General features: G+C 57.2%; 23 protein-coding genes. 12 read left to right on the top strand and 11 right to left on the bottom strand.

All coding sequences use genetic code 11. The features are described 5' to 3' along the window. Window positions 1-70 precede the first annotated feature (70 nt). Entirely contained in the window at window positions 71-1,519 is a 1,449-nt protein-coding gene (gene thiI / locus MC269_RS14015) for a tRNA uracil 4-sulfurtransferase ThiI (protein WP_081139298.1), read from the top strand. Between the two features lie 54 nt (window positions 1,520-1,573). On the opposite strand, the gene yajL is transcribed toward thiI, so the two are convergent. Both yajL and panE read right to left on the bottom strand, forming a co-directional pair. Continuing rightward, complete coding sequence (gene yajL, locus MC269_RS14010; RefSeq protein ID WP_081139299.1) at window positions 1,574-2,170, bottom strand: protein deglycase YajL; 597 nt, start codon at window positions 2,168-2,170, stop codon at window positions 1,574-1,576. Beyond that, the gene (gene panE, locus MC269_RS14005) at window positions 2,124-3,044 is read right to left on the bottom strand and encodes a 2-dehydropantoate 2-reductase (protein ID WP_239952773.1); all 921 of its coding nucleotides are present in this window, start codon (window positions 3,042-3,044) and stop codon (window positions 2,124-2,126) included. The genes yajL and panE overlap by 47 nt, the downstream gene beginning before the upstream one ends. 134 nt (window positions 3,045-3,178) lie before the next feature. On the opposite strand from panE, the gene MC269_RS14000 reads away from it, so the two are divergent. Beyond that, window positions 3,179-3,670 (top strand): YajQ family cyclic di-GMP-binding protein, encoded by a 492-nt coding sequence (locus MC269_RS14000; protein ID WP_081139301.1) that lies wholly within the window; start codon window positions 3,179-3,181, stop codon window positions 3,668-3,670. Window positions 3,671-3,797: 127 nt separating this feature from the next. Beyond that, complete coding sequence (adhP, locus tag MC269_RS13995; RefSeq protein ID WP_239952772.1) at window positions 3,798-4,823, top strand: alcohol dehydrogenase AdhP; 1,026 nt, start codon at window positions 3,798-3,800, stop codon at window positions 4,821-4,823. A 60-nt stretch (window positions 4,824-4,883) separates the two neighbouring features. Here the strand turns inward: adhP and MC269_RS13990 are convergent, their stop codons facing one another. The 9 genes from MC269_RS13990 to MC269_RS13950 all read right to left on the bottom strand — a co-directional run bounded on the left by MC269_RS13990 (window position 4,884) and on the right by MC269_RS13950 (window position 14,772). Beyond that, window positions 4,884-6,248: an MFS transporter gene (locus MC269_RS13990; protein ID WP_081139303.1), complete on the bottom strand. Its 1,365-nt coding sequence runs from the start codon at window positions 6,246-6,248 to the stop codon at window positions 4,884-4,886. 132 nt (window positions 6,249-6,380) lie between these two features. Then, window positions 6,381-7,268: a heme o synthase gene (gene cyoE, locus MC269_RS13985; RefSeq protein WP_081139304.1), complete on the bottom strand. Its 888-nt coding sequence runs from the start codon at window positions 7,266-7,268 to the stop codon at window positions 6,381-6,383. 11 nt (window positions 7,269-7,279) lie between these two features. Beyond that, window positions 7,280-7,609 carry a cytochrome o ubiquinol oxidase subunit IV gene (locus tag MC269_RS13980; protein ID WP_081139305.1) on the bottom strand — a complete coding sequence of 110 codons (330 nt, stop codon included), beginning with the start codon at window positions 7,607-7,609 and terminating at the stop codon, window positions 7,280-7,282. Then, the gene (locus tag MC269_RS13975) at window positions 7,609-8,226 is read right to left on the bottom strand and encodes a cytochrome o ubiquinol oxidase subunit III (protein ID WP_081139306.1); all 618 of its coding nucleotides are present in this window, start codon (window positions 8,224-8,226) and stop codon (window positions 7,609-7,611) included. The genes MC269_RS13980 and MC269_RS13975 overlap by 1 nt, the downstream gene beginning before the upstream one ends. Next, complete coding sequence (cyoB, locus tag MC269_RS13970; RefSeq protein WP_081139307.1) at window positions 8,226-10,208, bottom strand: cytochrome o ubiquinol oxidase subunit I; 1,983 nt, start codon at window positions 10,206-10,208, stop codon at window positions 8,226-8,228. The genes MC269_RS13975 and cyoB overlap by 1 nt, the downstream gene beginning before the upstream one ends. Window positions 10,209-10,212: 4 nt before the next feature. Beyond that, window positions 10,213-11,139, bottom strand: a complete 927-nt coding sequence (cyoA, locus tag MC269_RS13965) for a cytochrome o ubiquinol oxidase subunit II (protein WP_081139308.1) — start codon at window positions 11,137-11,139, stop codon at window positions 10,213-10,215. A 133-nt stretch (window positions 11,140-11,272) separates the two neighbouring features. After that, a complete protein-coding gene (locus MC269_RS13960; protein WP_000654812.1) occupies window positions 11,273-12,241 on the bottom strand; it encodes an IS5-like element IS903B family transposase in 969 nt (322 codons plus the stop codon). Window positions 12,242-12,654: 413 nt separating this feature from the next. Continuing rightward, window positions 12,655-14,142 (bottom strand): muropeptide MFS transporter AmpG, encoded by a 1,488-nt coding sequence (gene ampG, locus MC269_RS13955; protein ID WP_239952771.1) that lies wholly within the window; start codon window positions 14,140-14,142, stop codon window positions 12,655-12,657. 51 nt (window positions 14,143-14,193) lie between these two features. Further along, window positions 14,194-14,772 (bottom strand): lipoprotein, encoded by a 579-nt coding sequence (locus MC269_RS13950; RefSeq protein WP_081139310.1) that lies wholly within the window; start codon window positions 14,770-14,772, stop codon window positions 14,194-14,196. A 278-nt stretch (window positions 14,773-15,050) separates the two neighbouring features. Here MC269_RS13950 and bolA point away from each other — a divergent pair, with 278 nt between their 5' ends. From bolA to MC269_RS13905, 9 genes are all read left to right on the top strand, one after another. Next, a complete protein-coding gene (gene bolA / locus MC269_RS13945; protein WP_120451287.1) occupies window positions 15,051-15,365 on the top strand; it encodes a transcriptional regulator BolA in 315 nt (104 codons plus the stop codon). A 296-nt stretch (window positions 15,366-15,661) separates the two neighbouring features. Then, entirely contained in the window at window positions 15,662-16,966 is a 1,305-nt protein-coding gene (gene tig / locus MC269_RS13940) for a trigger factor (protein WP_239952770.1), read from the top strand. 325 nt (window positions 16,967-17,291) lie between these two features. After that, window positions 17,292-17,915, top strand: a complete 624-nt coding sequence (gene clpP, locus MC269_RS13935) for an ATP-dependent Clp endopeptidase proteolytic subunit ClpP (protein ID WP_033788807.1) — start codon at window positions 17,292-17,294, stop codon at window positions 17,913-17,915. Window positions 17,916-18,042: 127 nt separating this feature from the next. Further along, a complete protein-coding gene (clpX, locus tag MC269_RS13930; RefSeq protein WP_081139313.1) occupies window positions 18,043-19,314 on the top strand; it encodes an ATP-dependent protease ATP-binding subunit ClpX in 1,272 nt (423 codons plus the stop codon). A 188-nt stretch (window positions 19,315-19,502) separates the two neighbouring features. Continuing rightward, on the top strand, window positions 19,503-21,857 hold the full coding sequence (lon, locus tag MC269_RS13925; protein WP_239952769.1) for an endopeptidase La: 2,355 nt from the start codon (window positions 19,503-19,505) through the stop codon (window positions 21,855-21,857). 215 nt (window positions 21,858-22,072) lie between these two features. Continuing rightward, window positions 22,073-22,348: a nucleoid-associated protein HU-beta gene (hupB, locus tag MC269_RS13920; protein WP_081139420.1), complete on the top strand. Its 276-nt coding sequence runs from the start codon at window positions 22,073-22,075 to the stop codon at window positions 22,346-22,348. A 246-nt stretch (window positions 22,349-22,594) separates the two neighbouring features. Continuing rightward, complete coding sequence (gene ppiD / locus MC269_RS13915) at window positions 22,595-24,463, top strand: peptidylprolyl isomerase (protein WP_239952768.1); 1,869 nt, start codon at window positions 22,595-22,597, stop codon at window positions 24,461-24,463. Between the two features lie 139 nt (window positions 24,464-24,602). Continuing rightward, the gene (locus MC269_RS13910) at window positions 24,603-24,926 is read left to right on the top strand and encodes a helix-hairpin-helix domain-containing protein (RefSeq protein WP_239952767.1); all 324 of its coding nucleotides are present in this window, start codon (window positions 24,603-24,605) and stop codon (window positions 24,924-24,926) included. Window positions 24,927-25,027: 101 nt separating this feature from the next. After that, window positions 25,028-25,426, top strand: a complete 399-nt coding sequence (locus MC269_RS13905; protein ID WP_239952766.1) for a YbgC/FadM family acyl-CoA thioesterase — start codon at window positions 25,028-25,030, stop codon at window positions 25,424-25,426. Window positions 25,427-25,465: the final 39 nt, after the last annotated feature.

Below are 25,465 nucleotides of genomic sequence, written 5' to 3'. Positions count from 1 at the left end.
GCAATATTTGTGATTTTACCAGCTAAGTGCTGCTCGCTCGCACTTATTTGCCCAACGAATTCGTGTCGCCATGAAGTTTATCATCAAGTTATTTCCTGAAATCACCATCAAAAGTCAGTCGGTGCGACTGCGCTTTATTAAAATTCTCACCAGCAATATCCGCAACGTGCTGAAAACCGTTGGCGAAGATATCGCCGTGGTGCGTCACTGGGATCACATTGAAGTGCGTTCCAAAGACGAAGGGCTGCGCGGCGTGATTGTCGATGAACTCACGCGCATTCCCGGTATTCATCACGTGCTGTCGGTGGAAGACCGCAGCTATACCAGCGTGCACGACATCTTCGAGCAGACGCTGGCGCTCTACGGCGACAGCCTGCAAAACAAAAGCTTCTGCGTGCGCGTTAAACGACGCGGTAAACATGAGTTTAGCTCGCAGGACGTAGAGCGCTACGTCGGCGGCGGGCTTAATCAGCATATCGCCAGCGCGAAGGTGCAGCTCAACAAGCCGGACGTCACCGTTCATCTCGAAATCGACGACGATCGCCTGATGCTGATCACCGGCCGCTACGAAGGGCTGGGCGGCTTCCCGATCGGCACCCAGGAAGATGTGCTGTCGCTGATCTCCGGCGGCTTCGACTCCGGTGTCTCCAGCTATATGCTGCTGCGCCGCGGCTGCCGCGTGCACTACTGCTTCTTTAACCTCGGCGGCGCGGCGCATGAAATCGGCGTGCGCCAGGTGGCGCACTATATCTGGAACCGCTTCGGCCGCTCCCATCGCGTGCGCTTTGTGGCGATCAACTTCGAGCCGGTAGTGGGCGAGATTCTGGAAAAAGTGGATGACGGCCAGATGGGCGTGGTGCTGAAGCGCATGATGGTGCGCGCGGCGTCAATGGTCGCCGAGCGCTACGGCGTGCAGGCGCTGGTAACCGGCGAAGCGCTGGGCCAGGTTTCCAGCCAGACGCTGACCAACCTGCGCCTGATCGACAACGCCTCCGACACCCTGATCCTGCGTCCGCTGATTTCGCACGATAAAGAGCACATCATCAAGGTGGCGCGCGAAATCGGCACCGAAGATTTCGCCAGCACCATGCCGGAATATTGCGGCGTGATCTCGAAAAGCCCGACGGTGAAAGCGGTGAAGGCGAAGATCGAGGCGGAAGAGCAGCATTTCGACTTCGCTATTCTGCAGCGCGTGGTGGAAGAGGCGAGCAACGTCGATATCCGCGACATCGCCGAGCAGGCCGAAGAGGAGGTGGTGGAAGTGGAAACCGTTGACTCGTTCGGCAGCGACGACGTGGTGCTCGATATTCGCGCCATCGACGAGCAGGAAGATAAGCCGCTGACGCTGCAGGGCACCGAGGTGAAATCGCTGCCGTTCTACAAGCTCAGCAGCCAGTTCGGCGATCTTGACCAGAGCAAAACCTGGCTGCTCTACTGCGACCGCGGCGTGATGAGCAAACTGCAGGCGCTCTACCTGCACGAGCAGGGCTTTAAAAACGTAAAGGTTTACCGTCCGTAAGCTGCGCGCGCCGTCGGCAACCCTCTCTGGGCGCTGCCGACGGCGCGCTGCGTGCTATTCGCTGTAATCGTAGATCCCCGGCGCCAGCACCAGCTGCGACGCCACTTCCGCCGCTTTCTCTTTGCCTGCCAGCAGATCGATTAGCTTGAGCGCGAAATCCATCGCCGTGCCTGGCCCCTGGCTGGTGAGCAGATTAACGCGCGGATCCCACACCACGCGCCGCTCCATCCACTTCTCCGCCGGAATGGTCTCTTTTAAGCCGGGAAATCCGGTCATATTGCCGACCGGGAAGAGATCGTGTGGCACCAGCACCGTGCCGGCCGCGGCGCAGATCGCCGCCACGATGCGGCCAGAGAGATGGCACTGGCGCACGGTTTCCACCAGCAGCGGGCTGTCGCGAAAGGTCTGCGCGCCTGTTAGCCCGCCCGGCAGTACGATGGCCGCGTAGTCGTTATCGGCCACCTCCACCAGCGGCGCGTCAGCCAGCAGGCGCACGCCGCGCGAACAGTGGATCTCACGCGTGCCGTCGCTCTCGACGCTGGCGGTGACCACTTGCAGGCCGCCGCGCACCAGCAGATCGATGGTGGTGACCGCTTCGGTCTCTTCACTGCCATGCGCGAGGCAAACCAGCACTGGCATGTTCGCGGTCATAATGGGACTCCTTGCGTTTAACTAACTCATAAAGCCGGATGTTTTCCGGCACAGCGATGCCCTGCGCGCGAGCGCGCCGCAGCAGAAAGCCGGTAATGTAGTCGATTTCGGTCAGGCGCTGCGCCCGCACGTCCTGCAGCATTGACGAGGTGTTGGCCGCCGTGGTCTCAATCACGTTGTAAACGATGTCTCGCAGGCTGTCGGCGGTAATGTGCTGGCCTTCGCGCTCCATCACCCAGCTCAGCTCCTGGCAGAGCAGATCGATCTGCTGCGGCCAGGCGCGCAGCGCGCCGTTCTGGCAGTCGTGCTCGACGGTGAGCGGATTGATGACGCAGTTAACCGCCAGCTTGCGCCAGCAGGCGGCGCCGATGTTGTCATGCCAGGCGACGTCCGGCAGCGCCGCGTGCAGAATATCGGCGAGATCGCTCCAGGCGGCGCTTTTCCGATTGGCCGGCCCGATATGGGTGATGCCGCTGGCAACATGCTTTATCACCGTGCCGTCACGCATCGCCGCGTGGGTGGTGATGCCGCGCAGCAGCGGCTGGCTGAGACCTTTTAGCTCATCCAGCGTGCCCATGCCGTTGTGCAGCAGCAACACTGGGCAATCGTCCGACAGCACGCTCTGCAGGTTGCGCACCGCGGGCGACACCTGCGGCGCCTTGAGCGTCACCAGCAGCAGCTGGCTGTCGGCCAGAAACAGCGGATCGTTGGCGATAAAGGTGTGGTTGCTCACCTTGCCCTGATAATCGATAACGTTAACGGAACAGTAGGGCTGCGGCACGCGCAGCCATCCCTGCACCTCATGGCCCTGGCGTGCAAGCGCGGCGAGCCAGATCTGGCCGATGGCGCCGCAACCCAACACGGTAATCTTCATACTGCCTCCCGCATCCGGGGTTGTCGTTTGTTCATACTACACAGCAATAAGTATAGCGTTGTGCGCAGCCTGATTTTGTTTAGTGCGGCAAGACGCGTATTATGCATGTCACTTTAGCGTCAGGAGAAGAAGAGATGCCATCTTTCGATATCGTTTCCGAAATCGACATGCAGGAAGTCCGCAACGCGGTCGAAAATGCCAACCGTGAATTAACGACCCGCTTCGATTTTCGTAACGTAAGCGCCAGTTTTGAGCTTAACGAAAAGAATGAAACCATCAAAGTCACCAGCGAATCTGATTTTCAGGTGAAACAGCTGGTGGATATGCTGCGTGAGAAGATGCTCAAGCGCGGCATTGAGGGCGCTGCCCTGGATATCCCGGAAGAGATCGAGCACAGCGGCAAGAGCTGGAGCGTCGATGCCAAAATGAAAAAGGGCATTGAGACAGAAGTGGCGAAGAAAATCGTCAAGCTGATCAAAGAGAGCAAGATCAAAGTGCAGACGCAGATTCAGGGCGAGTCGCTGCGCGTGACCGGCAAGTCGCGCGACGATCTGCAGAGCGCGATGGCGCTGGTGCGCGGCGGCAACCTCGGTCAGCCATTCCAGTTTAAAAACTTCCGCGACTGATCCCCCCTTTTAACGTGCGGCGTCCTGCGCGCCGCACGCTTTTCACCCAATCCTGCTCTACATCAACACGATGCACGGCAAAGTCGCGCACATTTCTTCAGAAGCCTGTCTACTGAGGAGACGAATCATGAAAACGATGAAAGCCGCCGTAGTGAAAGCCTTTGGTCAGCCGCTGGAGATTGAGCAGGTGCCGGTGCCGCAGGTCGGGCCGGGCCAGATCCTGGTGAAAATCGCCGCCACCGGCGTCTGCCATATCGATCTGCACGCGGCGGAGGGCGACTGGCCGGTCAAACCGACGCCGCCTTTTATTCCCGGCCATGAAGGCGTTGGCGAGGTGGTGGCCCTCGGGCCCAATGTGACCCATCTTCGCCTGGGCGATCGCGTTGGCGTTCCCTGGCTCTACTCGGCGTGCGGCCACTGCGAACACTGCCTGGAGAGCTGGGAGACGCTCTGTCTGAGCCAGCAAAACGCCGGCTACTCGGTTAACGGCAGCTTTGCCGAATATTGCCTCGCGGACGCGAATTATGTCGGCCTGCTGCCGGATAACCTTGAATACGCCGAGGTCGCGCCAATCCTCTGCGCCGGCGTCACCGTCTATAAGGGACTGAAGATGACCGATACCAAACCCGGTGACTGGGTGATGGTGTCCGGCATCGGCGGGCTGGGGCATCTGGCGATCCAGTATGCCGTGGCGATGGGGCGCAACGTCGCGGCGGTCGATATCGACGACGATAAACTGGCGTTCGCGCAGCGTCTCGGCGCCAGCGTGGTGGTTAACGCCCGCAAGGCGGATCCGGCGCAGGTCTGCCATACCGCCTTCGGCGGCGCGCATGGTGCGCTGGTGACCGCCGTTTCGCCCACGGCGTTTGAACAGGCGATCGGCACGCTGCGGCGCGGCGGCACCATGGTGCTGAACGGCCTGCCGCCCGGCAAATTCGATCTCTCTATCTTTGATATGGTGCTGGACGGTATCACCGTGCGCGGCTCAATTGTCGGCACGCGCAAAGATCTGCAGGAGGCGCTCGATTTTGCCGGCCAGCATAAGGTCAAGGCCAGCGTCGCCGTGGAGCCGCTGAGCAATATCAACGACATTTTCAACCGCATGCGCGCCGGTAAAATCGAGGGGCGCATCGTGGTGGATATGTCGCTCTGAGCGGCAAGGTAAAAAGCAAAAACCCGGCGCAGGCCGGGTTTTTTTATGCAGCGAACGCGCTTAGCTGCTGGCGAGCAGCGCCTCCAGCTCGGGACGGCTGGTGACCTTGCTGTCGATCTTGATATAGGCGCTTTTCTCTTCCGGCACGATCAGCACGGCTGAGACGCCCGGCTGCGCCTTCAGACGCTGTTCCAGATTCGGCACCGCCAGCGCGTTGTCGCTCAGCACGATGCGCAGGCTGCTGACGTAAGGCGGCTCCTGCATGGTCATGGCGACGAACAGCCAGATCGCGGCGACGATGGCGCCCACCAGAAACACGGTCTGCGCGTCAAAATGACCAAACACCCAGCCGCCGAGGCTGCCGCCAATCGCCACGCCGATAAACTGGCTGGTGGAGTAAAGCCCCATCGCCGTGCCTTTGTAGCCCGCCGGCGACTCTTTGCTCACCAGCGAAGGCAGAATCGCCTCCATCAGGTTGAAGGCGAAGAAGAAAAGCTGCACGCCGATCACCAGCGTCCAGAAGTGGCCTTCCGCGCCCCACAGCACAATCTCCGCGATCACGATCAGCCCGACGCAGGCGACAAAGACCCGCTTCATGCGGCGTTTCACCTCGGCGTAAATAATAAAGGGCACCACGCCGACAAAGGCGATCAGCATCGTGACCAGATAGATTTTCCAGTGCTCGGAGGCGGGCAGGCCCGCCTGCTCGAACTGGCCGGGCAGGGCGACGAAGCTGGACATTAGCAGGATATGCAGGCAGAGAATGCCGACGTTGAGTTTAATCAAACGTGAATTGCCGAGCACCTTGCGGAAGCTGCCTTTCACCATGCCCGATTCGCGATTCAGCACGTGGTTAGGAGCATTGGGCACCACCAGCAGGGTGATCACGATGCCCAGCGAGGCGAGGATAGCGATCATCCAGAACAGCGCGTGCAGGCCAAGCGCATGGGTAACGATTGGGCCGATGACCATTGCGATGGCGAAGGTGACGCCAAAGCTGATGCCAATAAAGGCCATCGCCTTGGTGCGATTCTGTTCACGGGTTAAATCAGAGAGCAGCGCCATCACGGCGGCGGCGATGGCGCCGGAACCCTGTAGCGCGCGGCCCAGAATAATGCCCCAGATCGAGCTGGTGGTGGCGGCGATAATACTGCCAAGAACGAACAGCAGCAGCCCACCGACGATCAGCGGTTTACGCCCGATGCGGTCGGAGAGCAGGCCGAAGGGGATTTGAAAAATCGCCTGCGCCAGACCGTAGATGCCGATCGCCAGGCCGATAAGCGTTTCACTTGCACCCTGAAGCGCCATGCCGTAGGTGGTTAACACCGGCAGGACCATAAACATGCCCAGCATTCGCAGGGAAAATACCGTACCCAAACCCCATGTGGCGCGTCGCTCCACCGGCGTCATTTTATTATCGTTCATTCCAACCTCTGTAAGTTTGCCGCATCTATTTTAGGGAGCAGGGGAGGGCGGGTAAAACAATAGTGTTTAAGAAGTGGTAACAAAAAGAAAGGGCGCGAAATCGCGCCCTTAGCATGCTATTGCCGTGCGGTTTTACCACACATAGGTCAGCAGATCTTTCGACGCCGGGGCCATGAAGTCGACCGACATCATCACGCTCAGCGCGGTGATGGCGACGATAGAGAAGACGAACAGCTTACGTGCCCAAACGCGATCGTTTGAGGTTTTGTAACCTGACAGCGCCATTCCCAGCCACCAGACGCTCACCGCCGCCGCGACGACCAGATATTTATAGCCCGCGTAGCCGCCCAGCGTCAGCATCAGCGTCGCGATCATAAACGCCAGAATGTAGAGCGTAATATGATTCTTCGCCACGGAGATGCCTTTCACCACCGGCAGAACCGGGATGTTGGCCGCCTGGTAATCTTTAAAGCGGAAGATGGCAATCGCGTAGGAGTGCGGCATCTGCCACAGGCTAAAGATCGCCAGCAGGATCAGCGCGCCGGCGTCGAACTGACCGGTGACGGCGCAGTAGCCAATCACCGGCGGCGCGGCGCCTGACAGGCTGCCAATCAGCGTCCCGTAAACTGAGTGACGCTTCATGTACAGGCTGTAAATACCGACGTAAACCACGAAGCCCATGACCGCCAGCCACATGGCCAGCGGATTGGCGCCAAAGTAGAGCAACGCAAAGCCAGCAATACCCAGCGCGGTAGCATAAATCAGGCTTACTTTCGCGGAGATGAGGCCTTTAACCAGCACTCGATTCCGGGTTCTCTCCATCTTCACGTCGATATCGCGGTCGATCACGTTGTTAAAAACACAACCTGAGGCGACAACCAGCGATACGCCGATCAGCGAGGCGAGGAACAGGGCGTAATCGATGCTGCCTTTCGAGGCCAGCAAAAATCCGCCGATCACAGAAATTAAATTCCCGAAAATAATTCCTGGTTTGGTTACTTGCAGGTATTGCTTAATCATTACGCGACTCTTTAGCGAACCATCATGTTGTAGTTGAGGTTCCACATAATCCACAGCGAGCCCACTACGACGATCAGAATAATGACCGCCGAGAAGACGATGGCCACCATGTTCCAGCCGCCTTCGGACTTGGTGTCCAGATGCAGGAAGTAGATCAGGTGAACAACGACCTGGATAACTGCGCAGGCAACGACAACGCCCAGCGTCATACCCTGGGATGACCCGCCGCTCATTACCATCCAGAACGGAATACCGGTCAGGATGACAGAGAGGATGAAGCCGATCATGTAGGACTTCACGCTGCTGTGCGGAACAACATTTCCGTTAGCTGAATGACTCATTACATGACCCCCATCAGATAGACAATGGTAAACACGCAGATCCACACCACATCCAGGAAGTGCCAGAACAGGCTCAGGCAGAGGATGCGCGTATGGTTAGTCGACGTCAGTCCACGTTTGGCGATCTGGAACATCAGCACCAGCATCCAGATCAGGCCGCAGGTCACGTGCAGACCGTGGGTGCCGACCAGCGTAAAGAAGCCAGACAGGAAGCCACTGCGGTTCGGGCCAAAGCCCTCTTCGATCAGATGATGGAACTCATAGATTTCCATGCAGATAAAGCCAAGACCGAACAGGAAAGTCAGCGCCAGCCAGCTGAGCACCGAGCTTTTCTTGTCGTGGTTCATGGCGATAACCGCCATGCCGTAGGTGATGGAGCTAAGCAGCAGCAGCGCTGTTTCGCCCAGCACGAACGGCAGTTCGAAGATATCTTTGCCTGACGGACCGCCGGCAGTGCTGTTGACCATGACTGCATAGGTCGCAAACAGGGTTGCGAAGATAATGCAGTCACTCATCAGGTAGATCCAGAAGCCAAAGACTTTATTGGCTCCTGCATCGTGATGCCCATGCTCCGCATGGGCGTCGTGGTGGTGTTTTGTCAGAGTTTCAGTTGACATTATTTCAGACCCGCTTTGCTGATATCGTCAAAGTGCTGCTTTTCGATCTTCTCAATCTCGGCAACCGGAACGTAGTAGTCCACGTCTTCGTCGAAGCTCTTCACAATCCAGGTCACGATCATGCCCAGGAAGGAAAGGCCAGCCAGCCACCAGATATGCCAGATTGCGGCAAAACCGAATACCGTTGCGAAGGCAGCGATCACGATAGCCGCGCCACTGTTCTTCGGCATATGAATCTCTTCATATTTCGCCGGCTGCTGATACGCTTCGCCTTTCTCTTTCATTTCCCAGAACGCGTCGCGCTCGTGGATATGCGGGATAGTAGCGAAGTTGTAGAACGGCGGCGGTGAAGAGGTTGCCCACTCCAGCGTACGGCCGCCCCACGGGTCACCGGTCAGATCGCGGTTCTGATGACGGTCACGCACAGAGACGTAGAACATGGTCAGCTGGCAGATGATGCCGCAGGCAATCAGGCCCGCACCCACAGCGGCAACAACCAGCAGCGAGTGGAACTGCGGATCGATATCCTGGCTCAGACGACGGGTCATACCCATGAAGCCCAGGATGTACAGCGGCATAAACGCAACGAAGAAGCCGATGATCCAGAACCAGAAGGCGCGTTTGCCCCAAGTCTCGTTCAGGGTAAAGCCGAAGGCTTTCGGGAACCAGTAGGTCACGCCGGCCATACAACCGAATACCACGCCGCCAATGATGACGTTATGGAAGTGCGCAATCAGGAACAGGCTGTTGTGCAGCACGAAATCCGCGCCCGGCACTGCCAGCAGAACACCGGTCATACCACCTACAGAGAAGGTGACCAGGAAGCCCACGGTCCACAGCATGGCAGAGTGCATCACGATGCGGCCCTGGTACATGGTGAACAGCCAGTTGAAGATTTTCACGCCGGTCGGAATCGCGATGATCATCGTCATGATGCCGAAGAAGGCGTTAACGTTCGCGCCCGCACCCATGGTGAAGAAGTGGTGCAGCCAAACGATGAACGACAGTACGGTAATGGCGATGGTTGCCCACACCAGTGAGGTGTAGCCAAACAGACGCTTTTTCGAGAAGGTCGCAGTGACTTCAGAGAAGACGCCAAACACCGGCAGCACCAGGATATACACTTCCGGGTGGCCCCAGACCCAGATCAGGTTGACGTACATCATCATGTTACCGCCCATTTCATTAGTAAAGAAATGGAAGCCGAGGTAACGGTCAAGCGTCAACAGCGCCAGGGTCACGGTCAGAACCGGGAACGCAGCGATGATCAGGACGTTGGTGCAAAGAGAAGCCCAGGTAAATACCGGCATTTTGAACAGGTCCATGCCCGGCGCACGCATCTTCAGAATGGTTACGAAGAAGTTGATGCCGGTCAGCGTGGTCCCGATACCGGAAAGCTGGAGACTCCAGATCCAGTAATCGACCCCGACGCCAGGACTGTACTCCGCGCCAGACAGCGGCGGATAGGCCAGCCAGCCGGTCTGTGCAAACTCGCCCACGCCCAGAGAAAGGTTAACCAGGATCACACCGACCGCGGTAAACCAGAAGCTCAGGTTGTTCAGGAACGGGAATGCCACGTCGCGCGCACCGATTTGCAGCGGTACCGCGATGTTCATCAGACCGACCACGAAAGGCATCGCCACGAAGAAGATCATAATCACGCCGTGCGCGGTAAAGATCTGGTCGTAGTGGTGCGGTGGAAGTATGCCGGCTTCCCCAGCGGAAGCCATGACTTGCTGGGTACGCATCATAATCGCATCGGCAAAGCCGCGCAGCAGCATGACGAACGCCATGATGATGTACATGATACCCAGTTTTTTGTGGTCGACGGAGGTGAGCCACTCCGACCACAGGTACTGCCATTTACCAAAATAGGTGAGGGCAGCGATGATTGCCAGACCACCAATGATGATCCCGGCAACCGTAACCATGATAATCGGCTCATGGTACGGCACTGCATCCAGTGTTAATTTTCCGAACATCGTATTATTCCTCGGCTCCCGCGGAAGCGGTGTGACTCATGTCCATGCCTTCGTGCTGCGACATGTCCATCTTCCCGTGGCTGGTCATGAACTTAGCGATGACTTGCTTGAACAGTTCAGGATTCGCTGAAGAGAAATATTCCACCGGATGATTTTCGCTTGGCACCGCCACTTTCTCGAAATCTTCCATTGTGGTCAGCGTGTTAGGCGCCGCTTTAACTTTGGCGACCCACTGCTGGAATTCCGCATCGTCCTTGGTTGCAATGGCTTTGAACTTCATACCAGAGAAACCGCGACCACTGAAGTTCGAAGAGATGCCGTCGAACGTTCCTGGCTCATTGGCGATCAGGTGCAGTTGGGTCTGCATGCCCGCCATGGCGTAAATCTGGCTGCCGAGCGTCGGAATAAAGAAGGAGTTCATCACGGAGTTGGAGGTAATTTTGAAGCTCACCGGCGTATTAGCCGGGAAAGCGATCTGGTTAACGGTCGCAATACCCTGTTCCGGGTAGATAAACAACCATTTCCAGTCCAGCGCCACAACCTGGATCTCAACCGGTTTCACGTCAGAGGCCAGCGGTTTGCTCGGCTCCAGCGCGTGGGTCGATTTCCATGTCAGCACGCCGAGGAAGAGAATGATCAGGATCGGAATGGTCCAGACCACGGCTTCCACTTTGTTAGAGTGTGACCAGTTAGGGCTGTACTTCGCTTCAGTGTTGGATGCACGATATTTCCATGCAAACATCACCGCCATCAAGATTGCCGGAATAACGACGATCATCATTAAGCCGAAGGCTGTCAGAATCAACGAACGTTGCTCAAGTGCAATCTGTCCCTTGGGATTTAACAACGCATTATCGCAGCCACTCATTAACAAAGTGCCTGCGATTAATGACAAAATCCCCAAACTTTTATTGTATTTCCTGAGTCTCATTTAACGACCTCAATGACAAAGGGCTTATTGTCGTTTAAGTGTGCGCGCATTTTACGGGAAGGTTTATGCAGTGTAAAGGCTTTGTTGAATAAATCAGATTTCGGGTAAGTCTCCCCCGTAGCGGGTTGTGTTTTCAGGCAATACGCACGCTTTCAGGCATACCTGCTTTCGTCATTTTGTTCAGCGCTCGTACCAGGGCCATAGCCTCTGCAACCTGACCATCGTAGTCACGCAGTGTCAGTGAACCCCCGAACAGCTGTTTTACCCGGTACATCGCCGTTTCCGCTATCGAGCGACGGTTGTAATCTGTTGTCCATTTCCACCGCGCATTACTCCCGGTCATTCGCTGATTAGCCACTGCACGGTTACGGTCTGCATATTCACCGGGCCAGTAACCCGCACCTTTTCGGGGAGGGATAAGCGCGCTGATTTTCTTACGCCGCAGTTCATCGTGACATAGCCGGGTATCGTAAGCGCCATCGGCGGCGGCTGACCTGATTTTCCGGTGGGTTTGCCGGATTAACCCGGGGAAGGCCTCTGAGTCCGTAACGTTGTTCAGCGACAGGTCAGCGCAGATGATTTCATGTGTTTTACTGTCAACGGCGAGATGCAGCTTACGCCAGATACGGCGGCGTTCCTGGCCATGCTTTTTGACTTTCCACTCGCCTTCACCGAAGACCTTCAGCCCGGTGGAATCAATTACCAGGTGTGCGATTTCACCCCGGGTGGGCGTTTTGAAACTGACATTAACCGACTTTGCCCGCCTGCTGACACAGCTGTAATCCGGGCAGCGTAGCGGAACGTTCATCAGAGAAAAAATGGAATCAATAAAGCCCTGCGCAGCGCGCAGGGTCAGCCTGAATACGCGTTTAATGACCAGCACAGTCGTGATGGCAAGGTCAGAATAGCGCTGAGGTCTGCCTCGTGAAGAAGGTGTTGCTGACTCATACCAGGCCTGAATAGCTTCATCATCCAGCCAGAAAGTTATGGAGCCACGGTTGATGAGGGCTTTATTGTAGGTGGGCCAGTTGGTGATTTTGAACTTTTGCTTTGCCACGGAACGGTCTGCGTTGTCGGGAAGATACGTGATCTGATCCTTCAACTCAGCAAAAGTTCGATTTATTCAACAAAGCCCAGTGTAAACCAGCATAAGGATGTGTCAGCAGCGTGTTGACACCTTTTGCTAAGGGTGTCACAGATGTTGCCTGGGGTGACAAATTATTAACTGCGACAAGCAGTTGGCACTAATATAACAAAAACCGATGAAAGTATCCTTAAAGAAATCAGGGAAAGAATAAACCTTACTTTTGGTGCTCAATTCTTTAACAAATCTGCATCATTTGTGTGATGAAAATTCTACAAAATAATTGCTCACCGGTTTTTAATATATTGGCTAAAAAAGCAATCGCGATCTTAATATTTTCAGGAAAATAACACGCGATGACAAAGTTTAACTTTTGCCGCCCGAAAAGGCGGCCTGATTTACTTTCCTGATGAAATCATACCTGATGTTAATTACCGCGGCTGGCGCGCCGCGGAGGCGCTGCGCTGCGCCAGCACGTCCAGCGTAACGCCGCCGCACACCGCCAGCGCCAGCAGCGCCATGCCCGCCTCAAACAGCCCGCCAGGCTGGCCCTCAAGCTGCCACCCTCCCAGCGCCTGACAGGCTAGCGCCGCCAGCCAGAGCGCAATAAGCGCGCCGCCCACGCAGAACAGGCGCGTCGTCCAGCGATAGGCGACGGCAAAGCGGGTGCGTGGGAAAAAACGCTCGCTTTTCTGCGCCGCATCAAGCGTGCTGCGGCACAGCAGCAGCAGCAGCAGGCCTGGCAGCGCCGCCAGCACGGTAAAGGCGTAGAAGGTCGGCCAGCCCCAGAGTTCCACCAGCCAGCCGGCCGCCGGGCCGACATAGACACGGCCCACCGCCGAGAGCGCCGAGAGCAGGGCGAACTGCGTCGCAGAGAAAGATTTGTTGCACAGGGTCATTAACAGCGCCACAAACGCCGCGGTGCCCATGCCGCCGCACAGATTCTCGACAAAGACGGCGCTGGCCATGCTCCATAAATGGTGCGGCGTCACCGCCAGCAGCCAGTAGGCGAAATTCGAGACCGCCTGCAGCACGCCAAAGATCAACAGGGCGCGGAACAGGCTCAGGCGCTGCATCAGCACGCCGCCGTAGAGCGCACCAATAATCGTCGCCAGCAGGCCGAGCGTTTTGTTGACCAGCCCGACGTCGCCGGCGTTGAAACCGACGCCGCGAATTAAAAAGGTGGTGGTGAGCGAGGCGGCGAAGGCGTCGCCGAGCTTATACAGCACGATCAGGGTGATGAGCAGCCAGGCGTTGTCGCGCTGGAAAAAATCCCGTAGCGGCAGCGAGACCGCGTCGCGCAGGGAGTGCGGCGGGGCCACGCGACTGTCGGGCTCTTTCGCCATCAGGGTAGCGATCAGCGCGGGCGCCATCAGCAGTGCCATCAGCCAGTAGGTCGTCTGCCAGCCGAGATAGCGATCCGCCAGCCACAGCGCCAGCCCGCCGGAGACCAGCATCGCCAGCCGATAGCCCAGCACGGTAATGGCCGCACCGCTGCCGCGCTCTTCCGGCGGCAGCACGTCGGTTTTCCACGCGTCGAAAACGATATCCTGCGAGGCGGAGCAGAAGGCGACCAGCACCGCCAGCGCGGCGAGCAGCGTCAGGTCGCGCCCTGGCTGCATAAAGCCCATCGCTACAATCCCGCCAATCAGCGCGATTTGCGTCAGCAGCAGCCAGCCGCGTCGTCGTCCGAGAAACGGCGGGGTAAAGCGGTCCATCACCGGCGACCAGAGAAATTTAAATACGTAGGCCTGACCGACCAGTGAAAAGAAGCCGATGGTCTTCAGGTCGACATTTTCCACCGTCATCCACGCCTGCAGCGTGCCGGCGGTGAGCGCCAGCGGCAATCCTGAAGCAAAGCCCAGCAGCAGTAACACGGCGGCATTTCGTTGGGTGAAGATACGGAGATAATGATTCATGCGGATCCTGAAGCAGTGCCCGGCAGCGCGCCGGGCACAGGGTGCGGCGGATTAGTGCGCGTTCTGCTTAATGAAGTTGTTGATGCTGGTGTCCTGCGCCATGTCGGCGATGACATCGCCCAGCGTCGAGTTCACCGCGTTGGTGATCTTGTCGTTGGTCGCGCTGAACGCGCCTTCTACGCTGTAGGTCTGGCGGTAGTTTTTCACCTGCTTATTGCCGTTTTTCGCGGTGGCGATAATCGAGATATCCGCTTTAGTGGTGATGCTGTAGCGCACATTGCCCTGGGTCACGTCGGCATAGAGGTTGTTCACCACGATCTGCAGATCGACCGCGCCGTCAGGACCGATCATATAACCGCGCGCGGTCATCTGCTTCTCCAGCACCTCCTGCAGCAGGAAGCGCAGGTCGCGCGATGGCGTCAGGGTCACCAGTTGACCGTCGCGATTCACTTTCGCCAGCGCCTGATCGCTGCGCTGATCGGCGCCGTTAATGCTGACGGTGACGCCCATCAGGCTCGGGTCCTGCTGTGGCAGCTCGATTTTAGGCTGAATGGTCAACGTATTGCTGTTAGTGGCGCAGCCGGCCAAAATGAACGCGGCCAGCAGGGGAAATAACAGTTTTTTCAACATGCTTCTTCTCGTTAATGTTGTGGGTTGGTTTGCAAAAACTGCGGCCATCATAGCACTGCGCGGCAGTGAAAAAAGCCCTGGCCGGGTGTAAATTCGCGGTAAACGCCTTTTTTATCCGCCTGCTCAAAGCGGCCTGTTGATCGCCTCTCTCGCTGCGCTATGATGCCGTCTGGCTTAGACAACCGCGGAAATATTTTCACACATTTGTGCGGTTGCGCCTGAAAAGCTACTAATATTTAACCAGATGGGGCACAGCGCTCGCCATTGAGGAAAAAACAATGATCCGCGAACAAATCGAAGAGAAGCTGCGCCTGGCTTTCCAGCCGGCACATCTGGAAGTGCATGACGAAAGCTACCGCCACAACGTGCCGGCAGGATCGGAGAGCCATTTTAAAGTGGTTATCGTCAGCGATCTGTTTGCTGGCCAGCGCTTTCTGGCGCGCCACCGCGCCATCTACGGCGAACTGGCCGCTGAGCTGGCGGGCAGCGTGCACGCGCTGGCGCTGCACACCTACACCCTCAAAGAGTGGGAAGGATTGCAGGATACCGTGCTGGCCTCCCCGAACTGCCGCGGCGCCGGCACCCTCGCCTGAATTCCCCTTTTCTAAAAACGGCCTGCGGGCCGTTTTTTTTCATTATTTAGCGATAAACGCGATCTCCGGCGCAAAAAAGCAGCAAAGCCGTTAAAAAGTGGTGAGTTTCCAGCCTCGACTCACCAGGACGATGCCGCTATAATGCGGCGTCTATTTTTCCGGAATGTCTTCGGGACGCTTCTGGTGACAGGGATCAGGTTCTCTTAATGGAAGCCGTCCCGGTTGTTGGATACGGCGCATTACACAATGTGTGGTGTCTGAAGTTGACCGAGCACGCGATTTTTTGAGGTAACAAGATGACAGTTTCAGTAGAAACCACTCAGGGTCTGGGCCGTCGCATTTCGATTACTGTCCCTGCTGACAGCATTGAAAGCGCAGTGAAGAAAGAACTGGTGGAAGTGGCGAAAAAAGTCCGTATCGATGGTTTCCGTAAAGGCAAAGTGCCGGCCAATATCATCGCACAGCGCTACGGCGCTTCTGTTCGTCAGGACGTGCTGGGCGAGCTGATGACGCGCAACTTCGTTGACGCCATCATCAAAGAAAAAATCAACCCGGCTGGCGCGCCGAACTACGTGCCGGGCGAGTACAAAGAAGGCGAAGACTTCACCTACGCGGTAGAGTTCGAAGTCTATCCGGAAGTTGAGCTGCAGGGTCTGGACAGCATCGAAGTGGAAAAACCACTGGTTGAAGTCACCGACGCTGACGTCGACGCCATGCTGGACACGCTGCGCAAGCAGCAGGCGAACTGGAAAGAGAGCGATGCAGCGGCAACCGCTGAAGATCGCGCGACCATCGACTTCTCTGGCTCTGTTGACGGCGAAGAGTTTGAAGGCGGCAAAGCCTCTGACTTCGTGCTGGCCATGGGCCAGGGCCGCATGATCCCGGGCTTCGAAGAGGGCATCGTCGGTCATAAAGCGGGCGAAACCTTCACTATCGACGTGAAATTCCCGGAAGACTACCACGCGGAAAACCTGAAAGGTAAAGACGCGAAGTTCGAGATCGTGCTGAAGAAAGTGGAAACGCGCGAGCTGCCGGAACTGACCGAAGAGTTCATCAAGCGTTTCGGCGTGGAAGATGGCTCAATTGAGGGTCTGCGCGCCGAAGTGCGTAAGAACATGGATCGCGAGCTGAAAGGCGCTATCCGTAACCGCGTGAAGACGCAGGCGATCGACGGTCTGGTGAAAGCCAACGAGATCGACGTCCCGACTGCCCTGATCGACAGCGAAATCGACGTGCTGCGTCGCCAGGCTGCGCAGCGCTTCGGCGGCAACGAGAAGCAAGCGCTGGAACTGCCGCGCGAGCTGTTCGAAGAGCAGGCGAAACGCCGCGTTATCGTCGGTCTGCTGCTGGGTGAAGTGATCCGCACTCACGAATTGAAAGCGGACGAAGCGCGCGTTAATGCGCTGATCGAAGAGATGGCGTCTGCCTACGAAGATCCGCAGGAAGTGATCGAGTTCTACAGCAAGAACAACGAGCTGATGAACAACATGCGCAACGTGGCGCTGGAAGAGCAGGCGGTTGAAGCCGTTCTGGAAAAAGCGAAAGTCACTGAGAAAGCGACCAGCTTCCAGGAACTGATGAATCAGACCTCTGCTGCCTGATCGCTGATTTAACCAGAAGTGCTGAGCCCGCGGCTGCAAAGTCGCGGGCTTTTTTGTTTTTGCGGCCTCAGCGTCGCTATTCGCCTAATAAAGCGGCAAATTATTCACGTTGCGCTTTTTCCCGGTTAGCGAATAGAGAAAAGGTTGTTATGCTTGAAACAGCAAGGCAGTATCCCCAGATTGAGGGAGTATGCACAAGAGAGTTAGACTGGCTGATTAACCGTCCTTGAAGGTGTCGGAAACGAAGCGGAGACGCGCGATGCGGGCTCGCTTCAGTGAAAATCGGTACAGAATGTTGCCAATGAACTATATCCAGGAGACGGTAATGTCATACAGTGGCGATCGTGAATTTACTGCGCCGCGCAATGCGCTGGTGCCCATGGTGGTTGAACAGACTTCGCGCGGCGAGCGTTCCTACGACATCTATTCCCGCCTGCTGAAAGAGCGCGTCATCTTCCTGACTGGTCAGGTTGAAGATCACATGGCCAATCTGATCGTGGCGCAGATGCTGTTTCTGGAAGCGGAAAACCCTGAGAAAGATATCTATCTCTACATTAACTCCCCTGGCGGCGTGATCACCGCGGGCATGTCGATCTACGACACCATGAAGTTCATCAAGCCTGACGTCAGCACCATTTGTATGGGCCAGGCCTGTTCAATGGGCGCGTTCCTGCTCACCGCCGGCACCAAAGGCAAGCGTTTCTGCCTGCCGAACTCGCGCGTGATGATCCACCAGCCGCTGGGCGGCTATCAGGGCCAGGCGACCGACATTGAAATTCATGCCAAAGAGATCCTGAAAGTGAAGCAGCGCATGAATGAGCTGATGGCGCAGCACACCGGCAAGTCGCTGGAAGAAATTGAGCGCGATACCGAGCGCGACCGTTTCCTCTCGGCGAGTGAAGCGGTAGAGTATGGTTTAGTCGACTCTGTCCTGACGCATCGTGAATAAGACTCATCTGCCCGGCTCCTTACGCTATAGTTACTGGGAAACGGGTTTGAGTTGAATGAATATTGGCCGTGTTCGCACGGCCTGCGCCGTACGCCAGTATGGCCTGAGAACAAGAAGAGGTTAACTGATGACAGATAAGCGCAAAGACGGTTCAGGGAAGTTGCTGTACTGCTCTTTTTGCGGCAAAAGCCAGCATGAAGTGCGTAAGCTGATTGCCGGGCCGTCAGTGTATATCTGCGACGAGTGTGTCGATCTGTGCAATGACATCATTCGCGAAGAGATTAAAGAAGTTGCCCCGCATCGCGAACGTAGCGCGCTGCCTACGCCGCACGAAATCCGCCATCACCTCGATGATTATGTTATCGGCCAGGAAAGGGCGAAAAAAGTGCTGGCGGTTGCGGTGTACAACCACTACAAGCGCCTGCGCAACGGCGATACCAGCAACGGCATTGAGCTGGGCAAAAGCAACATTCTGCTGATTGGTCCTACCGGTAGCGGTAAAACTCTGCTGGCGGAGACGCTGGCGCGCCTGCTGGACGTGCCGTTCACCATGGCCGACGCCACCACGCTGACCGAAGCGGGCTACGTGGGCGAAGACGTGGAGAACATCATCCAGAAGCTGCTGCAGAAGTGCGACTATGACGTGCAGAAAGCGCAGCGCGGCATCGTTTATATCGATGAGATCGATAAAATCTCGCGTAAATCGGACAACCCGTCCATTACGCGCGACGTTTCCGGCGAAGGCGTGCAGCAGGCGCTGCTGAAGCTGATCGAAGGCACCGTCGCGGCGGTTCCGCCGCAGGGCGGCCGTAAGCATCCGCAGCAGGAGTTTTTGCAGGTCGACACCTCGAAGATTCTGTTTATCTGCGGCGGCGCGTTTGCGGGTCTGGATAAAGTGATCTCCCAGCGCGTGGAAACCGGCTCCGGCATCGGCTTCGGCGCCACGGTGAAAGGCAAATCGCAGAAAGCGACTGAAGGCGAGCTGCTCTCTCAGGTTGAACCTGAAGATCTGATCAAATTCGGCCTGATCCCGGAATTTATCGGTCGTCTGCCGGTGGTCGCCACCCTCAGCGAGCTGAGTGAAGAGGCGCTGATCCAGATCCTGCGCGAGCCGAAGAACGCCCTGACCAAGCAGTACCAGGCGCTGTTCAACCTGGAAGGCGTCGAGCTGGAGTTCCGCGACGAAGCCCTGACCGCCATCGCCAAAAAAGCGATGTCGCGTAAGACCGGCGCGCGCGGCCTGCGCTCGATCGTTGAAGGCGCGCTGCTGGAAACCATGTACGATCTGCCTTCGATGGAAGACGTAGAAAAAGTGGTGATTGACGAGTCGGTTATCGACGGCCAGTCAGAGCCAATGCTGATCTACGGCAAGCACGAAGCCCAGGCGTCTGGCGAATAATTCACCACGCCAAGGGTGTTGAAATGATTAAAAAAGGGGAAAATTCTTTCCCCTTTTGTTTTTCTCGCTTTCATGCCGTTGAATGTCGAACGATCATCCCCATATACTCATAATCCTGTGGGTTTAACTGCACGTTCCTGCATTTGCGGTGCCCATCACCTGGCGGACACTAACTAAGAGAGAGCTCTATGAATCCTGAGCGTTCTGAACGCATTGAAATCCCCGTGTTGCCTCTGCGCGACGTGGTGGTTTATCCGCACATGGTAATTCCGTTGTTTGTTGGTCGGGAAAAATCGATTCGTTGCCTTGAAGCGGCGATGGATCATGACAAGAAGATCATGCTGGTTGCCCAGAAAGAGGCGTCAACGGATGAACCTGGCATTAACGATCTCTTCTCTGTAGGGACCGTAGCCTCTGTATTGCAGATGCTGAAACTGCCTGACGGCACAGTCAAAGTGCTGGTCGAAGGCCTGCAGCGCGCGCACATCACCACGCTGGCCGACAACGGCGACCACTTTACCGCGCAGGCGGAATACCTGATCTCGCCGGAAATCGAAGAGCGCGAGCAGGAAGTGCTGGTGCGCACGGCCATCAATCAGTTTGAAGGCTACATCAAGCTGAATAAAAAGATCCCGCCGGAAGTGCTGACTTCGCTGAACAATATCGACGACGCAGCGCGTCTGGCCGACACCGTGGCGGCGCATATGCCGCTGAAATTAGCGGATAAACAGTCGGTGCTTGAGATGTCGGACGTTAACGAACGTCTGGAATATCTGATGGCGATGATGGAGTCCGAAATCGATCTGCTGCAGGTTGAGAAGCGCATTCGCAACCGCGTGAAAAAGCAGATGGAGAAAAGCCAGCGCGAGTACTACCTGAATGAGCAGATGAAGGCCATTCAGAAAGAGCTGGGCGAAATGGACGACGTGCCGGACGAGTACGAAGCCCTGAAGCGCAAAATCGACGCGGCGAAAATGCCGGCCGAAGCGCGCGAAAAAGCAGAAGCCGAGCTGCAAAAATTAAAAATGATGTCGCCGATGTCCGCCGAAGCGACGGTGGTGCGCGGCTATATCGACTGGATGGTTCAGGTGCCGTGGAACGCGCGCAGCAAGGTGAAGAAAGACCTGCGCAAGGCCCAGGAGACGCTGGACACCGACCATTACGGCCTGGAGCGCGTCAAAGACCGCATCCTGGAATACCTCGCCGTACAGAGCCGCATCAGCAAAATCAAAGGCCCGATCCTCTGTCTGGTGGGGCCGCCGGGCGTGGGTAAAACCTCGCTGGGTCAGTCGATCGCCAAGGCGACCGGACGCAAATACGTGCGTATGGCGCTGGGCGGCGTGCGTGACGAAGCGGAAATTCGTGGTCACCGTCGCACCTACATCGGCTCGATGCCGGGCAAACTGATCCAGAAGATGGCGAAGGTCGGCGTGAAAAACCCGCTGTTCCTGCTGGATGAGATCGACAAAATGTCTTCTGATATGCGCGGCGATCCCGCTTCCGCGCTGCTGGAAGTGCTCGATCCCGAGCAGAACATCGCCTTTAACGATCACTACCTCGAAGTGGATTACGATCTCTCCGACGTGATGTTCGTGGCGACCTCTAACTCCATGAACATTCCGGCGCCGCTGCTGGATCGTATGGAGGTGATCCGCCTGTCGGGTTACACCGAGGATGAGAAGCTCAATATCGCCAAACAGCATCTGCTGCCGAAGCAGATTGAGCGTAACGCCCTGAAGGCGAGCGAAATTACCGCTGAAGACAGCGCCATCGTCGGCATCATTCGCTACTACACCCGCGAAGCGGGCGTGCGTAGCCTTGAGCGCGAACTGTCGAAGCTGTGCCGTAAAGCGGTGAAAACGCTGCTGCTGAATAAAGAGCAGAAGCACATCACCATTAACGGCGAAAACCTCAAGGATTTCCTGGGCGTGCAGCGCTTCGACTATGGCCGCGCCGAAAGCGAAAACCGCGTGGGTCAGGTAACCGGCCTGGCGTGGACGGAAGTGGGCGGCGATCTGCTGACCATCGAAACCGCCTGCGTGCCGGGTAAAGGCAAGCTGACCTACACCGGTTCGCTCGGTGAAGTGATGCAGGAGTCGATTCAGGCGGCGCTCACCGTGGTGCGCGCGCGCGCCGAGAAGCTCGGCATCAACGGCGACTTCTACGAGAAGCGCGACATCCACGTGCACGTGCCGGAAGGCGCGACGCCGAAAGATGGCCCGAGCGCCGGTATCGCGATGTGCACCGCGCTGGTCTCCTGTCTGACCGGCAACCCGGTGCGCTCTGACGTGGCGATGACCGGTGAGATCACGCTGCGCGGTCAGGTGCTGCCGATCGGCGGCCTGAAAGAGAAGCTGCTGGCGGCCCATCGCGGCGGCATTAAAGTGGTGCTGATCCCAGACGATAACAAACGCGATCTTGAAGAGATCCCGGCCAACGTGATCGCCGATCTGGAGATCCATCCGGTGAAGCGCATCGAGGAAGTGTTAGGCCTCGCGCTGGAAAATGCCCCTTACGGCATGCAGGTTGCGACCGCAAAATAGTGATTCGCGACATAAAGCATTAAAAAGCGAAGCTGGCAGGCGAATGAGCGCTTGCCAGCTTTTTTTAGTGCCGCTAATTTAGGGGGCTGCGGAAACAGCGATTAAGATGAATTCCGTTGTTTCGGCTCAACAGGCTTGATATAACGTGCTGCGCATTCGTATCCGGCAGGACGCGCGGATGTGAAGTGAAATAATTAAAAGAGGGGATGAAGAGAGTGAATAAGTCACAGTTGATCGACAAAATTGCTGCAGACGCTGACATTTCTAAAGCAGCAGCGGGACGTGTTTTAGACGCATTCACCAGTTCTGTTACCGACGCGCTGAAAGGCGGCGACGAAGTGGCGCTGGTGGGCTTTGGCACTTTCTCCGTACGCGAGCGTGCCGCACGTACCGGCCGCAATCCGCAGACTGGCAAAGAGATCACCATTGCTGCTGGCAAAGTACCGGGCTTCCGCGCCGGTAAAGCGCTGAAAGACGCTGTCAACGCATGACAACGCATCTGTCCGCAGAAGCATTTTCTTCCGTGGACTAGAGGACGGTTCATCCGTTCTCATGTAACATACGGGCACATCAAATTTGATGTGCCTTTTTTATTCGGATCCGGGGATAAATCGCGCTACGACTTGTCTCAACAGGAGTGAAGCTGCCAGGCTAAACGGCAGTTGCGTAACGGCCTTAATCCGACAGGCGTTGCGCCCGAGGTTTACATCCACACTACAGCGGAGCGTTGTCATACCATGATGGACAATTTACGCGCGGCGTCGAATCATGTCGTGCTCAAGGTTATTTTGGGGTTGATTATTCTCTCCTTCGTGCTGACCGGCGTTGGCAACTACCTTATCGGCGGCAGCGGCGATTATGCCGCCAAAGTGAACGGCCAGGAAATCAGCCGGGCGCAGTTAGATCAGGCGTTCAACAGCGAGCGCAGCCGCCAGCAGCAGATGCTGGGCGACCAGTTCTCACAGCTGGCTGGCAACGACGGCTTTATGCAGCAGATGCGCCAGCAGGCGCTGTCGCAGCTGGTGGACCAGGCGCTGCTCGATCAGTACATCAACGATCTCCATATCTCTATCAGCGACGATCAGGTAAAGCAGGCGATCTTCGCCCAGCAGGCGTTTCAGACCAATGGTAAATTCGACAACGCAAAATATAACGGCCTGCTGAGCAGCATGGGCTTCACCGCCGATCGCTATGCGGAAGCGCTGCGCAAACAGCTGGCGACCCAGCAGCTGATCAACGCCATCGCCAACACCGACTTTATGCTGAAAGGCGAAACCAGCAAGCTGGTAGAGCTGGTGTCGCAGAAGCGCGACATTCGTCAGGCGACCATCGACGTTAACGCGCTGGCGGCCAAACAAACCGCAACGCCCGACGAGATTGCCCAATATTATCAGCAGCATAAAAGCAACTTTATGGCACCGGAGCAGTTCCGCGTCAGCTATATCAAAATGGATGCCGCCAGCCTGCAGGCCAACGTCAGCGACGCGGATATTCAGAGCTGGTACGACCAACATAAAGCAGACTATACCCAGCCGCAGCGCAACCGCTACAGCGTGATCCAGACCAAAACCGAAGCGGACGCCGCTGCGGTGCTGGAACAGCTGAAGGGCGGCGCCGACTTTGCTGCGCTGGCGAAAAGCAAATCGATCGATCCCATCTCGGCGCGCAAAGGCGGCGACATGGGCTGGCTGGAGCCGGCCACCACGCCGGACGAGCTGAAAGAGGCGGGTCTGACGCAGAAAGGCCAGCTTTCCGGCGTGATCAAATCGTCGGTCGGCTTCCTGGTGGTGCGCCTGGATGATACCCAGCCGGAGCAGATTAAACCGCTGGCTGAGGTGCGTGACGCCGTGGCCGATAAAGCGAAGCAGGAGAAAGCGGTCGACGCCTTCTATCAGCAGCAGCAGAAGGTGAGCGAAGCGGCGAGCAACGACAACGAGTCGCTGGCCGGCGCGGCGCAGGCTTCAGGGCTGAAAGTGATTGAGACCGGCTGGTTCAGCCACGACAGCGTGCCGCCGGAGCTGAACTTCGATCCGGTGAAAAATGCGGTGTTCAACGGCGGTCTGACCGGCCAGAACGGCGCGCCGGGCAATAACTCCGACGTGATCACTGTAGATGGCGACCGCGCCTTTGTGCTGCGCATCAGCGAGCATAAACCCGAGGCGGTCAAACCGCTGGATGAGGTGAAAGCGCAGATCGCCGACACGCTGAAGCATGACAAAGCCGCACAGCAGGCGAAAGCTCAGGCAGAGAAGTTACTGGCCGATCTTAACGCCGGCAAGCTGGATGTGCTCAGCGCGGCCGGCCTGACGCTGAGCGCCAGCAAAACCGTGGATCGCAACAGCCAGGATCCGGTTGCCCAGACCGCCTTCAGCCTGCCGCAGCCCGCCGACAACAAAGCCTCATGGGGCGTCAGCGAAGATATGCAGGGCAACGTGGTGCTGGTGGCGCTGGACAAGGTCAACAGCGGCTCGCTGCCGCAGGCGCAGATCGACGAAATGGTCAAAGGCGTCACGCAGAATAACGCGCAGCTGGCTTTCGAAGCGCTGCTGGTTAACCTGCGCAAAGAGGCCAAAATTAAATATGGCGCGGCGGCGCAAATGCAGTAACGCTCGCAAAAATGTAGCAAGCATTGAAAACCGAAAAGGCCGCCTGCGCGGCCTTTTCCATTTCTGAAAGGCGCCTTTTGCCGCTGCGCCATCTCTCTGTCACGCTGTGCCTGCTGTTACACACATGGAGGAACACAGCATGACTAAATCACTTTTTCCCGCACTCTGCTTCACCCTGGCCCTGGGCGGCGCCCTCGGTTATCCCGCACTGTCGGCGGCGGAACCTGCCACTGACGCGCCGGCGGCGCAGGCCGCGCCACCCAGCCGCGAGCCGCTCAGCATTAATGACGCGAGCGCCGAGCAGCTGTCGGCGGCGATGAACGGCATCGGGCTGAAAAAGGCGCAGGCCATCGTCAGCTACCGCGAGCAGTACGGCCCTTTTACCGCCATTGAACAGCTGAAAGAGGTGCCAGGCATCGGCAATGCGCTGATTGAACGCAACGCCGATCGGCTGAAACTGTGAGCTAAGACGCAAGCCTGACGCTTTTGCCGCACGCGCGAGCTGCTTTTGCTACGCTGAAGAGGTCTTACCAGTGAGCCCTTTTGCAGCAGGAGATGTCAGGCATGCAGACCACCATTAAAGTTCGCGGCTATCACCTTGACGTGTATCAGCACGTTAACAATGCGCGCTATCTGGAGTTTCTTGAGGAGGCGCGCTGGCAGTGGCTCGAAGAGGCCGATGCCTTTAGCTGGCTGCAGCAGCAGCAGCTGGCGTTTGTGGTGGTGAACATCAATATCAACTATCGTCGCCCGGCGGTGCTGGGCGACGTGCTGGCGATCCACAGCGAAATGACGCAGCTGAACGGCAAAAGCGGCGTGATTACCCAGCGCGTGACGCTGGCGGGCAGCGACACCCTGGTGGCGGACGCGGCGCTAACCTTTGTCTGCATCGATCTGCGCACGCAGAAAGCGGTGGCGCTGGAGAGCGAGCTGCGCGCGCGGCTGGAAGCTTTCTCGACCTGAATCAGCGCCGCGTCAGCGAGACGCCGCGCTCAGGAGCAG

Origin of the sequence: Pantoea sp. Z09 (assembly GCF_022394795.1) — a bacterium.
GTDB classification, from domain to species: domain Bacteria; phylum Pseudomonadota; class Gammaproteobacteria; order Enterobacterales; family Enterobacteriaceae; genus Pantoea; species Pantoea latae.
The sequence above is the reverse complement of the archived record's forward strand: the minus strand, read 5'-3'. Positions and strand labels throughout refer to the sequence as shown.

Bases quoted from the DNA above. Each gene is read 5' to 3' on its own strand.
- thiI (WP_081139298.1), top strand. From the start codon at position 71: ATGAAGTTTATCATCAAGTTATTTCCTGAAATCACCATCAAAAGTCAG.
- yajL (WP_081139299.1), bottom strand. From the start codon at position 2,170: ATGACCGCGAACATGCCAGTGCTGGTTTGCCTCGCGCATGGCAGTGAA.
- panE (WP_239952773.1), bottom strand. From the start codon at position 3,044: ATGAAGATTACCGTGTTGGGTTGCGGCGCCATCGGCCAGATCTGGCTC.
- MC269_RS14000 (WP_081139301.1), top strand. From the start codon at position 3,179: ATGCCATCTTTCGATATCGTTTCCGAAATCGACATGCAGGAAGTCCGC.
- adhP (WP_239952772.1), top strand. From the start codon at position 3,798: ATGAAAACGATGAAAGCCGCCGTAGTGAAAGCCTTTGGTCAGCCGCTG.
- MC269_RS13990 (WP_081139303.1), bottom strand. From the start codon at position 6,248: ATGAACGATAATAAAATGACGCCGGTGGAGCGACGCGCCACATGGGGT.
- cyoE (WP_081139304.1), bottom strand. From the start codon at position 7,268: ATGATTAAGCAATACCTGCAAGTAACCAAACCAGGAATTATTTTCGGG.
- MC269_RS13980 (WP_081139305.1), bottom strand. From the start codon at position 7,609: ATGAGTCATTCAGCTAACGGAAATGTTGTTCCGCACAGCAGCGTGAAG.
- MC269_RS13975 (WP_081139306.1), bottom strand. From the start codon at position 8,226: ATGTCAACTGAAACTCTGACAAAACACCACCACGACGCCCATGCGGAG.
- cyoB (WP_081139307.1), bottom strand. From the start codon at position 10,208: ATGTTCGGAAAATTAACACTGGATGCAGTGCCGTACCATGAGCCGATT.
- cyoA (WP_081139308.1), bottom strand. From the start codon at position 11,139: ATGAGACTCAGGAAATACAATAAAAGTTTGGGGATTTTGTCATTAATC.
- ampG (WP_239952771.1), bottom strand. From the start codon at position 14,142: ATGAATCATTATCTCCGTATCTTCACCCAACGAAATGCCGCCGTGTTA.
- MC269_RS13950 (WP_081139310.1), bottom strand. From the start codon at position 14,772: ATGTTGAAAAAACTGTTATTTCCCCTGCTGGCCGCGTTCATTTTGGCC.
- bolA (WP_120451287.1), top strand. From the start codon at position 15,051: ATGATCCGCGAACAAATCGAAGAGAAGCTGCGCCTGGCTTTCCAGCCG.
- tig (WP_239952770.1), top strand. From the start codon at position 15,662: ATGACAGTTTCAGTAGAAACCACTCAGGGTCTGGGCCGTCGCATTTCG.
- clpP (WP_033788807.1), top strand. From the start codon at position 17,292: ATGTCATACAGTGGCGATCGTGAATTTACTGCGCCGCGCAATGCGCTG.
- clpX (WP_081139313.1), top strand. From the start codon at position 18,043: ATGACAGATAAGCGCAAAGACGGTTCAGGGAAGTTGCTGTACTGCTCT.
- lon (WP_239952769.1), top strand. From the start codon at position 19,503: ATGAATCCTGAGCGTTCTGAACGCATTGAAATCCCCGTGTTGCCTCTG.
- ppiD (WP_239952768.1), top strand. From the start codon at position 22,595: ATGATGGACAATTTACGCGCGGCGTCGAATCATGTCGTGCTCAAGGTT.
- MC269_RS13910 (WP_239952767.1), top strand. From the start codon at position 24,603: ATGACTAAATCACTTTTTCCCGCACTCTGCTTCACCCTGGCCCTGGGC.
- MC269_RS13905 (WP_239952766.1), top strand. From the start codon at position 25,028: ATGCAGACCACCATTAAAGTTCGCGGCTATCACCTTGACGTGTATCAG.